This window comes from Shewanella sp. Pdp11 (assembly GCF_002838165.1).
Taxonomy (GTDB): domain Bacteria; phylum Pseudomonadota; class Gammaproteobacteria; order Enterobacterales; family Shewanellaceae; genus Shewanella; species Shewanella hafniensis.
Genome location: NZ_CP015194.1, coordinates 1,465,043 through 1,480,626, shown reverse-complemented (window position 1 = coordinate 1,480,626; position 15,584 = coordinate 1,465,043). Strand labels below are relative to the sequence as shown.

General features: G+C 46.3%; 14 protein-coding genes. 3 read left to right on the top strand and 11 right to left on the bottom strand.

Annotation, left to right across the window (positions count from 1 at the left end; translation table 11 throughout):
* Positions 1 to 4: 4 nt before the first annotated feature.
* Positions 5 to 487 (bottom strand): copper chaperone PCu(A)C, encoded by a 483-nt coding sequence (locus AYJ58_RS06630; protein WP_106649488.1) that lies wholly within the window; start codon positions 485 to 487, stop codon positions 5 to 7.
* Between the two features lie 33 nt (positions 488 to 520).
* On the opposite strand from AYJ58_RS06630, the gene AYJ58_RS06625 reads away from it, so the two are divergent.
* The gene (locus tag AYJ58_RS06625) at positions 521 to 1,258 is read left to right on the top strand and encodes an enoyl-CoA hydratase (protein WP_106649487.1); all 738 of its coding nucleotides are present in this window, start codon (positions 521 to 523) and stop codon (positions 1,256 to 1,258) included.
* Between the two features lie 122 nt (positions 1,259 to 1,380).
* Here the strand turns inward: AYJ58_RS06625 and AYJ58_RS06620 are convergent, their stop codons facing one another.
* The 3 genes from AYJ58_RS06620 to dusA all read right to left on the bottom strand — a co-directional run bounded on the left by AYJ58_RS06620 (position 1,381) and on the right by dusA (position 3,247).
* Complete coding sequence (locus AYJ58_RS06620) at positions 1,381 to 1,581, bottom strand: PspC domain-containing protein (protein ID WP_106649486.1); 201 nt, start codon at positions 1,579 to 1,581, stop codon at positions 1,381 to 1,383.
* 144 nt (positions 1,582 to 1,725) lie between these two features.
* On the bottom strand, positions 1,726 to 2,016 hold the full coding sequence (locus AYJ58_RS06610) for a hypothetical protein (protein WP_106649485.1): 291 nt from the start codon (positions 2,014 to 2,016) through the stop codon (positions 1,726 to 1,728).
* 211 nt (positions 2,017 to 2,227) lie between these two features.
* The gene (gene dusA / locus AYJ58_RS06605) at positions 2,228 to 3,247 is read right to left on the bottom strand and encodes a tRNA dihydrouridine(20/20a) synthase DusA (RefSeq protein ID WP_106649484.1); all 1,020 of its coding nucleotides are present in this window, start codon (positions 3,245 to 3,247) and stop codon (positions 2,228 to 2,230) included.
* Positions 3,248 to 3,368: 121 nt separating this feature from the next.
* Between dusA and AYJ58_RS06600 the strand changes: the two genes are divergently transcribed.
* Both AYJ58_RS06600 and AYJ58_RS06595 read left to right on the top strand, forming a co-directional pair.
* The gene (locus tag AYJ58_RS06600) at positions 3,369 to 4,433 is read left to right on the top strand and encodes a site-specific integrase (RefSeq protein WP_106651760.1); all 1,065 of its coding nucleotides are present in this window, start codon (positions 3,369 to 3,371) and stop codon (positions 4,431 to 4,433) included.
* Between the two features lie 22 nt (positions 4,434 to 4,455).
* Entirely contained in the window at positions 4,456 to 4,665 is a 210-nt protein-coding gene (locus tag AYJ58_RS06595; protein WP_106649483.1) for a hypothetical protein, read from the top strand.
* Positions 4,666 to 4,674: 9 nt separating this feature from the next.
* On the opposite strand, the gene AYJ58_RS06590 is transcribed toward AYJ58_RS06595, so the two are convergent.
* Genes AYJ58_RS06590 through AYJ58_RS06560 form a run of 7 tightly spaced genes read right to left on the bottom strand, consistent with a single transcriptional unit; the run spans position 4,675 to position 15,138 of the window.
* Positions 4,675 to 4,887 (bottom strand): hypothetical protein, encoded by a 213-nt coding sequence (locus tag AYJ58_RS06590; RefSeq protein WP_012586821.1) that lies wholly within the window; start codon positions 4,885 to 4,887, stop codon positions 4,675 to 4,677.
* A 25-nt stretch (positions 4,888 to 4,912) separates the two neighbouring features.
* A complete protein-coding gene (locus AYJ58_RS06585; protein ID WP_106649482.1) occupies positions 4,913 to 6,673 on the bottom strand; it encodes a hypothetical protein in 1,761 nt (586 codons plus the stop codon).
* Positions 6,670 to 6,975 carry a hypothetical protein gene (locus AYJ58_RS06580; protein ID WP_106649481.1) on the bottom strand — a complete coding sequence of 102 codons (306 nt, stop codon included), beginning with the start codon at positions 6,973 to 6,975 and terminating at the stop codon, positions 6,670 to 6,672. Before AYJ58_RS06580 ends, AYJ58_RS06585 begins: the two co-directional genes overlap by 4 nt.
* Entirely contained in the window at positions 6,968 to 7,915 is a 948-nt protein-coding gene (locus tag AYJ58_RS06575; protein WP_106649480.1) for a hypothetical protein, read from the bottom strand. The genes AYJ58_RS06580 and AYJ58_RS06575 overlap by 8 nt, the downstream gene beginning before the upstream one ends.
* Before the next feature lie 12 nt (positions 7,916 to 7,927).
* Positions 7,928 to 10,435 carry a hypothetical protein gene (locus tag AYJ58_RS06570; protein ID WP_106649479.1) on the bottom strand — a complete coding sequence of 836 codons (2,508 nt, stop codon included), beginning with the start codon at positions 10,433 to 10,435 and terminating at the stop codon, positions 7,928 to 7,930.
* A 7-nt stretch (positions 10,436 to 10,442) separates the two neighbouring features.
* Complete coding sequence (locus AYJ58_RS06565; protein ID WP_106649478.1) at positions 10,443 to 10,814, bottom strand: hypothetical protein; 372 nt, start codon at positions 10,812 to 10,814, stop codon at positions 10,443 to 10,445.
* 37 nt (positions 10,815 to 10,851) lie between these two features.
* Complete coding sequence (locus AYJ58_RS06560; RefSeq protein WP_106649477.1) at positions 10,852 to 15,138, bottom strand: phage tail tape measure protein; 4,287 nt, start codon at positions 15,136 to 15,138, stop codon at positions 10,852 to 10,854.
* Between the last annotated feature and the right edge of the window lie 446 nt (positions 15,139 to 15,584).

The window sequence follows — 15,584 nt, the reverse complement described above, 5'->3', positions numbered from 1 at the left end:
CTCCTTAATGATGGTGATGATGCTCTTGCTCTGTGGCGTTTACTGCTGCTTTACTCACAGGCAGTGTAATCGCCATTTTCTCGCCATCGTCAAACTCTAATTGCAGTTCAACCTGCTGCTCTAACACCAATGGCGCTTTTAAGCCGAGCAACATGACGTGATCCCCTGACGGCGTTAACGTTAATGCGCCATGGGATGGGATATCAAAACCTTCAACATGGCGCATCTTCACCATGCCTTGGTCTTCGATAATCGTGTGTAATTGGGCATCCTTTGCCACATTAGTACTGACGCCGATAAGACGAACCGCTTTATCTGTGTGGTTTTCAAGCGTAAAGTAAGCGGCAGTATTTGGTACTGTCTCAGGCATGGCGCGTACATGGCCTTCTGTCACTATCACGCTCGCCAACGCTGAAAATGATGCACAAGATAAAACTAGACAATTAAACAACTGTTTGAATATTGGTTTCAATGTCTTAAACTCCATGTCTACCCAATGTCGTCGTAAAGGAAACAACCCATGAGTCATATACAGGTTCAGGATGATCAGGGCGTACGTATTATCAGCTTTAATCGCCCCGATAAACGCAATGCACTTGATCTTAATATGTATAAACAACTGACAGAATACCTGATCGAAGGTGAAGCAGACAACGACATTCGTGCCTTTATGCTCCATGGCCAAGATAATTGCTTCACCTCGGGTAATGATGTTACAGACTTTTTGAAAAATAGTGACTTAGGGCCAAATCACCCCGCAGTACGTTTCCTATTTTGCCTGCTGGAGCTCAAAAAACCGCTGGTTGCCGCCGTTTCTGGCGCCGCCGTCGGCATTGGCACAACCGTACTGCTACATTGTGATCTGGTATATGCCGATAACACAGCAAAATTTCAACTGCCGTTTGTCAACTTGGCATTGGTGCCTGAAGCGGGTGCTAGCCTATTGTTACCCGAACTCGTGGGTTATCAAAAAGCGGCTGAATTATTGCTACTCGGCGAAAGTTTTAATGCCGAGACGGCCCACAGACTCAATATGATCAACGAAATTGTGGCCCATGAAGACCTACTCAGTTATGCATTGTCTCAGGCTAAAAAGTTGGCAAATCAACCGCCACAAGCCCTACAAATCACACGTCAATTAATGCGTCCGCATAAAAATCGTGTACAACACCAAATGCATCAAGAATTAGAACAATTTAGCGCTAGGCTAAAAAGTGATGAAGCCAAGAGCAGATTTCAGGCTTTTTTGAAGAAGTAGTCTGCAAGCAGTATGCACACACATTGTCGCATGAGGGTCACAGGCCCTCTTGTTGGTTGCCTTTAAAAATTAATTCAATTTTTCAATCAAGACAGCCTCAAATATAAGCCATCACTGCAGACTTAAACGGGTCTTTTCCATTGATCAACTAACAAGGCTAAAACAAAGTAAATCAACAAACTCACGCCAGGCATAAATACCGTCGCCCCAGCCCACACCACTCGAGTCCAAAAGCAAGACCAATCAAATTTCCATGCCATGCCAGCAGCAACACCACACACTAATCGCTCAGGGCTCTCCATACGTGCTTTTATTCGTTTCATCACAAACCTCGGCTCAATTGATTGTAATTTATTTATCACTATGCCACTGAAACCAGCAAATAATGCCTGAAAACAACGCAAGACTAATTACAGGTAACAGTAGCAAAGTCATTAAAGGTGCTACAAACCACATAAGCAGACCCTCTACTTAGCGCTATATTCATCGGCACTTGCCGACTCACCTTCATTCTCAGCACTTAAGCTAAGTTGACTGTTGAAGTCATAAATACTTTCAGCGAGTTGTGCTTGCAATGACATAACCAACTCACGCTTAGCACTGACTAACATTTCTTGTGTTTGGGTAGTTAGCGTTTGCTCAATGGTTCCGACAACATCCGATATTGGCGCGGCTTCTGCGTGTACTGCAACGCTACCGACTAACGCACCTAATAACACACTCATTTGTACTGATTTTTTAATGGTTAACGTAAACATGATGGCATCCCTTTCGATTAATTAACTTGACGAAAGGAGTATTACAAACTGCGTGCCAACTTATAAAAACATTTTTAAGCCTATGACTTTAATAACTTTTAAACCATTTTACGTGGACAAGGTGAGATATGGGGATGGATTAGTAAATAACAAGTGGTGAAAAATACTACTCAAATTAGTAAATTTCACCATCTTTTAAGTTGAGTGAAAATTACTCTGTAACTTCAGCCTGAATATTCTGAAAAGCCTGCTTTACCACTTCTATCCCAGCGCCGTTTTTATGGGCATTTTCGCTCAAATAACGACGCCACGCACGGGCACCCGGTAAGCCTTGGAATAACCCTATCATATGGCGAGTAATATGATTGAGTCGCCCACCCGACTGCAAATGTACTTCGATATAAGGCAACATAGCCTCAATCACATCCTCACGGCTGATCACCGCCTTTTGGCTGCCACACAGAATTTGGTCTACCTGCGCCAGAATATAAGGATTCTGATATGCCTCACGCCCCACCATCACGCCATCAAGCTGCGCTAAATGGAGTTGCGCTTGCTCGAGTGTAGTAACACCGCCATTAATGCCAATATTGAGCGCGGGATAATCGCGCTTGAGTTGATAGACACGCTCATAATCGAGCGGCGGGATCTCGCGATTCTCCTTCGGACTCAAGCCTTGAAGCCAAGCCTTACGGGCATGAATAGTAAAATCCGTACAGCCTTTTGCACTGACCACATCGATAAACTGGGTTAAAAACGCATAACTGTCTTGTTCATCAATCCCGATACGTGTCTTAACAGTCACAGGAATATCAACCACTTGCTTCATGGCATCAACGCACTCAGCCACTAATTCAGGTTCCGCCATCAAACACGCGCCAAAGCGACCATTCTGCACTCGATCGGAAGGACAACCCACATTGAGGTTCACTTCATCGTAGCCACGCTCAGCAGCAAGTTTAGCGCAACGCGCTAAATCGACAGGATTAGAGCCACCTAACTGCAACGCCAAAGGATGTTCTTCTTGGTTATATGCCAAGTAGTCACCACGACCATGCAATATCGCCCCAGTCGTCACCATTTCCGTATACAACAAAGCATTAGCCGACATCAAACGCGCAAAATAACGGTAATGGCGGTCAGTCCAATCCAGCATGGGCGCAATGGAAAAGGTTCTATCGAGGGTTTTAGGCGCTAAACCTTGGTGTTGCTGGGTTTTATCTAAATTCATTACAATCCGAAAAGTTAATATTTTTGCTAATTTTTGTACGTTTTTGCATGTTTTACATTGCTCGGGGAACCTATAGTGATCCACAATGGATTGGACTGAGGGGTTCGGGGAACCAAAAAACATGGCATCTTATAGCATTCAAAAACGCGAAAAAGCCGACGGTACTGTGCGGCATCGCTGCCTAGTTCGTGTAAAGAAAAACGGCAAAATATTATACACGGAGCAACGTACCTTTACCAAATATGCCGCTGCGGAGGCATGGGGTAAAGATCGGGTGATTGATATTGAGTCAAACGGGTTTGCTACTGAGGATACGGCTCCTGTTACATTGGGCAGCATCATCAGCAAAGCCCTGACAGATGAAAACATCGACAGCAGCATTGGTCGTTCGAAGCGCTTTTGTTTACGGCTGCTATCGGATTGCGATATTGCTAAATTGAATCTGACTGATATTAAGCCACACCACATCATCTACCACTGTAAATTACGACGCAGTGCAGGCACAGGGCCATCTACCATTGCAGTTGATGTAAGTGTGATCCGATGGCTGCTACGAATCGCTAAATCAAACTTTGGGCATGAGGTTTCACAAATTTCGGTTATTGAGGCTTACGACGCACTGTATAGCCAAGACTTGATCGCTAAATCGGGCAAGCGTTCGCGCAGGCCGACAACGGATGAGATTGAGAGGTTAAAAGTTGGATTAGCTGCAAGAGCAGATCAACGGGCTGCACACATCCCTTATATTGATTTGCTGGATTTCTCGATACTGAGTTGCATGCGTATTGGTGAAGTGTGCCGGATAACATGGGACGATGTAGATGAGGCACAAAAGGCCGTGATCGTTCGTGACCGTAAGGACCCGCGCAAAAAAGCAGGCAACCACATGTTGGTACCACTGTTGGGTGGGGCATGGGAGATACTGCAAAAGCAGCCGAGGAATGATGCGCGGGTTTTCCCCTACAATGAGCGTAGCGTTACTGCAGGGTTTCAGCGGGTGCGTAACGAATTGGGAATTGAAGATTTACGCTATCACGACCTAAGGCGTGAAGGTGCCAGCCGGCTATTTGAGAAGGGCTATAGCATTGATGAAGTGGCGCAGGTGACAGGCCATAGGAATATCAATACACTGTGGCAAGTGTATACCGAGCTATTCCCTAAGCGGTTGCATGATAAGGATGTTTAAACTCATTAAATAAGGATTTGACATGACTGAATATTCAAAAGGCCAGCTTGATGGCAAAGTGATTACTTTAACTGAAGATGGAAATCTAGTTGCTAAAGGAAAAGTGATTAGTGGTAATACTGCAGGGATCTTCCTCGATGAAGTTGGATATGTTGAAGAGGGATGTGGTGTTAAGAAGAGCCATAGTTATCAAGATATTCAGCGTTACACCATTGAAGTTCATGGTGAGTAAACACTTTACCTAAACATCTATCTCCACAAATGGCAAGTCGGGTGCTGTTCCTAGCACCCTGCCGTCTTGTACATAGATGTGATCGCCTACTGTTCCTGAGCCAATGGCGCGGATAGTGTGGCCGCTGGCACTGCTGGCGGTAACAGTGCCATCGGCGTTTACGGCAGCTACAGTCATGATCATCCGTGGCAATACTAACGCTGTTTGAAGTTGTTTAAGCATGATGCCTCGCTGGCTGTTAGCAGGGTTACGCGATTGAGCGGATCACTGTAATGGATTGTTCGATATCGATATCACCGCGATCACTGACGCTGGCACGGATGCTCCAACTGTCACACGTTCCTTTAAAGACGTCGGCGCCTTCACGAATACCAATCAACATGCCAGGCGTTGCGGGTGGCAAATCAACCATAACGGGCAAGGATAGCGTGACGTTGAGCTTGTCGCCTGTATCTGCCAGTGCATTGGTGCCAGCGATGCGCGCCGCTTGGTTATCGACGATCAACTGAGCGCTAATATCCGCAGCGGGAATATTGCCCGCGCTGCCGGTGCGTTTCACCTTAGCGCTAATCCCCTGTTGTTCACCCCGCAGCCACACTACATCACACAAAGGATTGCGGGAGACTGATTCGCTGTAATTGGTGATCACAGCATCGTGCACTGTTAGGTCCGGTACCGCTGTTGCCATTTCCCACGGCACGGTTGGCCAGCGTGGAATGATAGTGAGTTTACGGGTGGCATCATCCGCTAAGATCATGCAGCCCAATTGGCTTGCAGCTTCATTAATCGCGTCGATAGGCGACTTGTTACCCACGCTGAACGCGCCTGCTGGTACGCTAAAATCTGGTATCCCGCTTAGCTCTGCTGTCCAGCCTGTGTTTTGCAACAGATCACCGATAATACCGCCAAGGCTGCGCAAGACAGTGTTGGTGTAGCTGATAGGCAAACGATAAGGCGATGACAGCTCTGCGGCGCGTGATCGGCCTGTGCTGCTGTGGGTTTCAATCCCAAAGGCTTTGCTGGCGCTTGGCTGCTCGGCAATGGCATAAAACTCATAACCGTTGATGGTGATCAGCAATAGCTCATTATGGGCGCGCTGCGCATCGATACGACTTGAGAACTCAAGGCTAACCGACCTCGCCCACTGCCCACGGCTTTGGCTAATGCTCACACTGGTGATCACAATCGGTAAGCTGTCTGATACTCGCACGCATGTGATCGTTGGCTGCATTAAGTAGTACCTGCGGATTTGTGGTTCAATCGGGATTTTAAAATCGATATCGGGTAATGGTGGATTGGCATCGATGAGGCCGCCGCCATCGTCCCAGTAGCAATAGTTCGGTGAGGCCGTGAACCGTAAAACAATAGGGTTTGGTTGTGTAGATAATGGCTCGGTGAATCGAAGTGTGACCTTGCCAACGGGTGGGCGGTACTTGGTAGAGCAAACCCAGCGCGGTTCGTGGAAGCCCCATTTAATCGACTTTTCATCATCTACCACAATGCCACGGTACTGAATAATCAAGGGGCTTTCTTGGTCCTGACCGTCTATCCATGCAACTGCAGTGTGTAACTGGTGCGCGGCAATATCCAACCAGTTGATTGAGGATTGTATTTGATGCTCATCGGGTACAACCCAGTTCAAGCTTAATGCGATTTGGTGATCAATTGGCAGCGACCAATTAATGCTGGTATCAGCTCGAACCTCACCCTTATTCAACCAACAGGTCTGCAATAGCGAATCATTAGCTACACTTGAAGCCCACACTGAAGTGATGTTGACTTCACTTGAGCTGTAGCTCAACCAAGGTGACTCAGTTTTTGATTCAATATCACTTGAAAATTCAGCCAACATCAATGCTTGTTCAACGGCGTCCAGCGCAAACCAACCTATCCCGCACTCAATGCCAAATGACCTGTCAATAACAACAGGCGTATCAACAAACCTGAGCTTAATAGGTGGTCGTCGGGCAACCCATGTGTCGGTAAACCGTATTGTTATCGCTGTCATGATCTGATATTCACAAGATTGCCGTCTATTATCTCAGCTTGTACACCATCAGCAAACTTAGCGTTGTAAACAAGATCATCGTCCATAATACCAACCAGCAATTCATTATTGGTTGAATATCCTATTGGTACTCTAAAACGGCTAATACCTGTGGGTGATGCTCGGCTGACAATGAGTAGCGCCAATGAAGTCCGATCAATTAACACTATTCTGTCGGCACTTCTATCGCCGTCAACTTCAATCATTGCTTGAGCGGCCACTGCTGGCTTATACACAATGGCATGGATGATACGATCAGGCATACCACACCTCTTTGTTTATCCAAATATTTTGATGGGTGCGCATGAATAAAAGAGTGTGTTCGACATTATTAACCTTCAGGTCAAGCGGCCACAACTCACTTGCGAAACCTATCAATGATGCCTGATATGTACCCGGCACAAACCCTCGACATGGTGGCCTAGTGATACTTGGTATGTATGTTGGGCTCACCTGAATCAATTGCATAGGTGTTAAAATCATACTGACACCGACACTGGACGGGGTTTGAGTATATCGGTTAAGTGCAACATCGTATGGCAAACTGACCTTGTATTGGGCAGTGCTAGGTGAATTGTCAGCATCATATAGCCATGCGAAACCAAATGAAGCACCATAACCAAGTGGGCTCACAATTGAATTGTCATTAGTGCTGGCAGATGAGCCACGCAGTTGAGTGAACATCCCCGCATCATTAATATCCAGCGTATCCAAATCCCCAACAAAAAACGCATAAGCATATTGAAATGTTGGGGACGTACTAAAGCTGTATGTACCTGTCACCCCCGGATATTTACAGTAAATGTGGAACCAGAAACCACGCGATGTCCCAATCAATTCCCAACCAGAACTTTGTAGACTTTTCTGCAATTCATATGTTGCATAGGGTGAGCTACTGATCATTGTGTCAATGTCAGTCATTGACTTACAAGTTTGTAACCGAAAATCAACATTGTCACCGTCTGCACCCGTGGAAGACCAGACGCGCATATAACCGCCACTACCTTGAGTGGCACTGTTACGAAATGCAGCTTTTGCTGTAGCAGCGTCTTCATATTCCAGCGTCCAACCAAGTCCGGCTTTACTTCCGTAACCATTGATCAGACACTTTTTAAACAAGTTGATAATCTCGCTTGGTTTATGGTCAACCAACTGCGGTGCACCCGCATCGTCCCAACGATAAACAGTTACTGGTAATCCCATTACATACCTCTATTAAGATTCATTGCCACGGAACGCGAGCACGGCGCGGTCGGTGGTGATTTGACTGTGACCGCTTTGCACTGTGCGCAATAGCATCACGGGTTTACTCGCGGCATAACTCATAAAACGAATGGCCTCGCCCGCTTGCCAGCCGCCACCAAATGCGCCGGAACGAATAATAAAGTACGGCTGCAGGGTTAGCGGGTTAACGGGGGCAAAGTCATTAAGCGTATCGCCAGTGGCAATTTGGCCGAGGCGACGACCAACACAACGGAATGCGGTTGCTGAGGTGAAGATCAACACCCAGTCCTCGTTTACTGCAGTGTCGTTACGGACCTCAATGGGGAAATCAACGGTATTCATGTTGCCTGTGGCGGGTGCGCCATCGAGGTCCCAATTGTTAGCCCATGCACTCATATCCCGCACAGTGCCGATACGGGCCTGTAAGTCACCCAAATTTTGCACACTCGATACATTGGCACCAATGGGATAGCTTTGGCTCAGAGGGGCAGCGAGGATTAAGGCTTGCTCTTGTACGTCTGTCACTAGCGCAATTTCGCCAATGGTATCGGTGAGAATGAATGGCGCGGTAAAGCCCGTAAAATCGCTATTGATAGTGACAACACCTGTCGCTTTAACCCATGTGTAATGGGTATTAGCCAGCGTCCAAAGTGATTTACCATCAGCATCGGTAATATCAACAAAACGTGCATTGGCGCGAGCGTTGTAAGTTTGGGCTGGCGCTGGGCTGCTCAATACTTGTATTTCAGTCTGTTGCACTGAAATTGTATTCCACGCAGTAAACGCATTCACCACACCGCCGTTCTTAATCCGTAATGGATTAAGCCCGTATAGTTCGGGTGGCGGTGATAGTGTGACAGTCTCAGTTATATCGTAACGTAGTGATGACAAGTAAACACGTTTGGTGAAAGTGAGTGATACCGCACCATTTACGATTGTACCGCTTACACCTGCACCTGTGACCACACCTGCACTATCAGAGCTTGCGCTCATTACTGTGTCATCGGTTGCGGCAACGGTAACATAGAACGTGTCGAGGATTGGCTCGTTTGTCTTGAGAATAAACTCAACCGTTAAATCGCCTGGCGGTGTGACTTCACCTGGTACTGTTTCAACCAACATACAGTTATAGGTGTAAGTGAAATCGCCCCTGAAATCAGGGTTTTTAGTGACCACACCTGTAGTTGCATTCACATACGCAATGATATTGCTATTACTTTCAATCAGCGGTACGGCAGTGATATTTGATACGATAACACCACTGCCCATCCGAATGTCACTTACACCGTATGATGTGTTTACAAATGTGACTCTACCGCGCAATTGCCCGTTAACCATTAGTCTATTGGCCGGAAATGGAGCCGCACTATAATAAATGTCGTACTTTTCATCACCTATATAACTGACACCGATACTATAACCGACTGGTGGTGTGTATCCGGTAAATATCACGGTGACAGTTGTACCAACAACACTAACACTAGCGTTTTGAGCCCATGCACCTGTGTATCTGACATTTTGCACACCACTGTCATTAAACCAATTCGATATTAATAGGTCGGATAGTTCGAAAATGTAGGTACTTTGACCTGAAACAGATGGTAATGATACGGTCTTGTAATACATCGACGGTATTGTACTCGCACCGCCCACCACACCACCCTGCGAATCTTCGACACCTTCCAAAGCATTACCAGCACTGACGGATATAGACTTAACTTTAGGTAACAGTTCAACAATGGTCGATTCGACAGCAATTGTTTCGGTACTTGTTGCCGCAGTTATTTTAGTCACACCGTGATATCTGATACCGTCATTCTGTGATGTGTATCGCAAGTGAGTGCAACCGCTTTGACCGTTGATTGTGATGTCATAGTTGGGAGTGTTGAAAGGTATGGCAGGTTTGAATTTAACCATGCCACCCTGACCACCTGTAACCGTTTCCAGTATCTCGCAAAAATGTTCAAAGCGAGGGTACAACTGACTTTCAGCACCTGGATACTCAACAGAGATAACCACTGTTTGACCTTGAACTAATGTAACATTCACCCAACTTTCAACACCATTAAACATATAAGTTGATTGTAGGTATGACCGAGGGAACGTATCTTGTCCTGCAAGGAAGCCAACTAAACGGTTGCGGATCAACTGGCCAGCACGCACAGATGATTCCAGAATCTCCACCATATCTGTCATGCGGTCAGCATCATCAAGCGTAGCGGCTTCAGCGATCAATAAACTGACCAGATCATCCGTTGGCTTTTGGCTGATAAACACATGACCATCGAGCAAAATTGATGTATCAGGGGTATCGACTGCAGGGTAACACTTCACAATATCAACCGCTGATTGCGCGTGATCTATGTCAGAAATGGCGCGAAACAGTTCGTTAAGCTTGCCAGACTCAACCGCCAGCTTAGTACGTTGTCCACCCGCATCATCGCTTGAGCCCAATTGCTCAGGCTTAAATACTTTTAAATCTAAACGGGAAATAGTCATAAACGGCCTATAAAGTCAGAAACTTAAGAACCACGTTAGTGAGCTTTTCAAACCCGCCAACTTCGTCAAATAAATCTTCACCCGTTATGGGTGAGCCTGCAGTGTTATCCCAAACCACGTTGTAACTGGTGCCTTCATAGGCCAACGTGAAGGCGGTTAACGTAATGGCGGCATGGGCTTTTAATTGTTCAAACTCAGTGCGCAGCATCCATCCCGATTTGGTGCCTAACTCCATGGCAATACCGGCTGGAATAATGGTTTGCTGCACCAAAGGCGCACCGTTTAAGGCACGCTTCATATTGGCCGCAACGCGGGGCGTGTTGTCGCGGTTTAGCCACAGCAAATCCACCGCGATATCGATGCTATCGATGGTTGTCATAGGGACCTTTAATTAAATGGACTAATAACAGGATTGGCTAACCGCCAACAGATTGCAGACGTTTGATCTCGTTCATCAATTCGGTGACTAAGCTGCGCTTCATTTGGGCGTTAAAGGTGCTATTGCCAACCTGCAGTTGCAGCACTTGCATATCTGAAGTGTTAGCCACAGATTGCGTGGTAGTTTGGGTATTGGCTTGCGTGTTAACGGTAGCAGTTGCTTGAGTTTGAGCCGCAGCTTTAGCAGTCGTAGCACTGGCTTCGGCTTGCTTCTTCGCCTCGGCAGCGCTTTGCTTATCGGTTGCTTGCTGGGCCTGCAGGGCCTTACGTTCTAAGTCTTGTGCCTGCTTAAGATCACTAAGACTTTTTTGTAGTTTATTGATGAGCTGACTATCACCGTATGCTTGAGCTGTGGTGATTAAATCGTTCACTTCCTTTAGCTCACTAGCAAACTTACGCTCAGCAATATCCTTCTGGTTACCCAAAGCGGTATCGAGCCGATCTTGAATATCCATTGTGGTTTTATTAATTTCATCGGCCAATTCTCTAAAGCGTGAACGGGCTTCATCGATCGCTTTGTTGAGCGGAACAAGCTGATTGTCAGAAAGCCTTACAACAGAGTTATTAGCGAGATCAGCAAGTTCACCTAGCTCTTGCAAGCTGAGTGAGCCACTCTCGATTTGAGTGACCCAATCACGCATCCGAATGGCATTATTGATTTCACGTCGTTCGCGTTTTTGATCAGCACCCGCAATTTGATTATCCAATTGCGCTAACCTTTCGGTCATTGCTTGGATAGTGGCATTTGAGTAATCGTATTCGGTATTCAGCGAAACAATCACATCACGAGTGGCGGCAGCACTTCCCCTAAAGTCATCGATCGTACTTAATTGTTCCGCGATAACTTTAGCATTTTCAATACCAGCGGCAGTATTATCCTTAGTCGCCTTAGTGTTTTCCTTCGTTGCCTCGGTATTTTCATCTGTCTTTTTACTGCTTTCCCCCACCACTTTATTGACTTCACTCAACGTCCCTTTGAGTATTTGTGATTGAGCATCGTACTCTTGCTTAGTTAATAAACCCGCCCTGAAATTTCGATCCAATGCTTCAAGCTGCGCTTCATAGTCACGCTGCAATATCAACAGTTCAACATAGGTCGCTTTCTCTATCTTGGATAGCTCAACAGACTCGCGCTTCAGATCAGCAAGGTTGGCTTCTTCCTTTGCCAACTTAGCCTTGATGATAGTCAGTTCAGCCGAGGCCTTACTGTCATCTTTTAAAGCCGCTTCAAGATCACGAACCTCTTTCTCGGTTCTTAATATTTTTTCTTGCAAGTCTAACTGTGCATCAGACAACAACCCTGTCGCAGCAATGGATTTGTTCGACTGCTCAACGGCTTTAGTGTGTGATGCCGCTAACTCTTGCAGTGAAATATTTAGTTCTTTTTCGGTCAGCAAACCCTTTTCGTACTGAGTTTGTAACTCTTTACGCTTAGCAAGGAACTCGGTGGTTAACTCGGTTTGAGACTTTTGGAATTTATTGTTGTTGTCAATTTCGGCGCTGTTAACCTTTACCGACTCATTCAACAGCTTAAGCATGTTGTTGTAGGTTTCGGTGCTAATCAAACCTTTGTCATAGCTATCATGCAGCTCAGCGGCTTTTTTCTTGGCTTCCTCGAGTGATAGCGCCTGCGCTTTTAATGCAGAAGTATTTTCAGCCGATGTGAGCGTCTGTTTGGTCGTAACATCCACCCCCTTGGAATCAGCCTCGGCTTTATCCTTGCTCGCTTTAGCGGCACGCTCCTTTAATGCCGTTTCAATTTCTATTTCACTGTTTGCTCGGTTTATGGCCAGCGTTAACTTGCGATAGAGATCTTCCTGTTCGGCATTATATTTATTTGCTTCAAGGATGCTGCGAATTTGCTTTTGCTGATCTTCACTGAGTTTGCTTATAGCAAACCCATACTTATCCATTGTGTCATTAAAGGTTTTATAGGCAATGGATGACTCGCCCGCTAAGCGTTTATTAATCTCATTAATATCATCAACATCTTTGCGTATAGACTCCTTGGTTTCCGTCATTTTCACGCCGATATCAGAGATTTTTTTCTGTAAATTTGAGGTGTCAATACCCGCTAAAGATTCGATATTTTCAGCCAGAGATAAGGCTGCATAAGTAGTCCCTTGCAAACCCAAAGTCAGCGTATTGAAAACAGAGGTAATATAATTAACATCTAATGCCATTTCATCCAATTTATGCAGAACAACATCAAACGCGCCGTCCGTGAATAAACTGGTAAAATTATTGGCAGCCTCTAATACCCCACCAAAACCACTGACAATCTCGGGGAGGTATTCTGCAAGCTTAACAGCGTAATCATGCACATCGTCAATCGCCTCACCCGTACCGCGAATAGAGCTATTAACCTTGCTCGAAAACACCTCACCAATACTTGTGGTTAAGTTATGGAACTTGTTTTCTAAACGGCCAATGGCTGACTCTTGGTCAGCATAGGCTTTGGCCGCTTCTTTCATATGGTAATCGCCAGCAGCATAGGCTTTATTGCTTAGCTCTAATGCCGTTTTTAGGCGGTCAGTCCCATCGGCTAATACGGTTAATACGCCTGTCGCCTCAGTGCCATCAATGCCCATCGATTTAAGGGCATCAGAGACTAATCCGCCTTCGGCCTTAACCTTTTGTAAGCCCTCAAGGAATTTAACCAATACCTTTTCAGGCGCGTCACCAAGATCTTGCTCAATCTGCTTAGCGGTTAAGCCCGTGATTTTGCTTAAACTCTCAAGTGAATCGCCGCCTTTTTTACTGGCCTCATTTATCGTTGCGCCTAAACGTTGGATTGCAGTGCGCGAGCGTTCCGCTGGTTGGCCTAACTCGGCCAAGGTGGCGCCAAAGGCTGCCGCCGCTGCACTGCCTAAGTTAATCTCGCGGGTTCCCGAGACTAATTCCTTGGTCATTTGTACAATATCGGCCTCAGTCACCGCAAAATCGTTACCAAGCGCAACGACTGAAGAAGATAAATTTTGAATTTGCGGAATGCCTTCGCTGGTCATCCCCAAGATACGCGCCAACATGGTGGCCGCTTCATCGCCGGCTAAGTTTGTCGATAAACCCAACGCATCAGCCGCAGCAACTAAGTTAAGGATATCCTCCGTGGACTTAGTGCCCAATTGCCCCGCCACTTCGGCCATTCGCAGTAATTCATTGGTGCTGGTTGGGGTAACCTTTTCGCCCAGTTCCTTGAGCTCAGCGGCCATTTTGATTACGGTTTCACGGGCGTTACCTGTGGTTTTTTCCACTTTGGTAATAGCGGCTTCTAACTCACCGTAGTTTTCAACGCCACTTTTTACCGCTGTCACGGCTTGCTGGGCGGTGAGTAATGCCGCATACGCTTTCGCTAGAGTTTGTACCGCTTTGGTGGTTAATGCCGTTTGAGCATTGGTTGATACTGCCACTGTTTTATTATTTTGCAGCAAGGCATTATGCACAGTGAGTTTTTCATTTACGCCTTTAAGTGCCTGCTCTGCCTGTAATTGTTTTACTTTTAGCTCTTTACTGGCATCACCAAGGCGCTCCATATCCACGCCCGCTTTTTGCAACACGGCTTGCTGCTTGCCGAGTTCTAGCTTATTACTGCTAACCGATCTACCCAGTTGGGTGAGTTCCGCGCTGGCATTTTTAACTTTAAGCGCATACTCCGCTTTTTTGCGGCTCGCCTCATCGACGGCATTAGTTAACTGATTTAAACCACTGCGCTCTTGCTCTAGTTCTTGCTTAAGTTTTTCAGCACTGGCTGCAGTACTCCGCTGGGTAGTTTCAAACTGTTTCAAATCATCATTAGCTTTCGCCAGCGCCTTAGCTTGTGCTTGGCTTGCCTGCGCATTATTACCTTGGGTAGCACTTAAGCGCTCAACCTCAGCACGGGACGAGGCAAGCTGGATATCGTATTGTGCTAATTGCGCGGCGGTTTGGTTATATTCAACCTCTAACTTAGCCGTTGATGCCGCAGCTTCACGCTGGGCGGTTTCAAGGCTTTTAGCCTCGGTCGTCGCTTGTTTTTGCTCGCGCTTTAATTGATCAAGGGCAAGGCTGTTGTCGCTAAATGCCTGCTCGTTACGGCTAATAGCAGCGGTTAACTCGTCAATGGCGCGAATGGCGGCTTGTTGTTGCTTTAAATCATCCAATTGCTCATTGAGCTTTTCGCTTTCGCGCCCCAACTCCTGCAACGCTTGCTCAGATTTTTTGGCCTCAGCCGAAAACAGATCTTTGCCTTGGATGGTTAAATTGACTTCTTGATCATTAAAGCTCATTGGTTAGCCTCATATAAATGCACGAAAACGGCTGTGATCGAAAACACTCGACCACCGCTAAATAGGTTGTAAACTCATGGGAATGGGATTAGTTGCGTCAGCTCATTTTTGAGCCAACGCTTAAAATCAATAACTTACAAAAAATTACTAATATGCTATGAACATCAACTCATTTTCGAGTTCATGTTTTAAATCAGTTAACTGATAAGTAAAATTGACAAACGCGCCTTAGCGGGGCGATACTATTTCGGCATTGGCAAAATCCACTGCCGAGATTGACCTCTCGCAATACACAGGCGCAGTAATGTCGCCAGCCTAGTGCTGGTTTTTTATTGCGTGACTTGGCGCACCACTTCTATGGTGAGCTGGGTGGGAGCACTTCGGTGCGCCGTTCCTGTGACGGTAAGGTCAATCCTGTTCAGCTCATCACCAAACAATTGACCTTG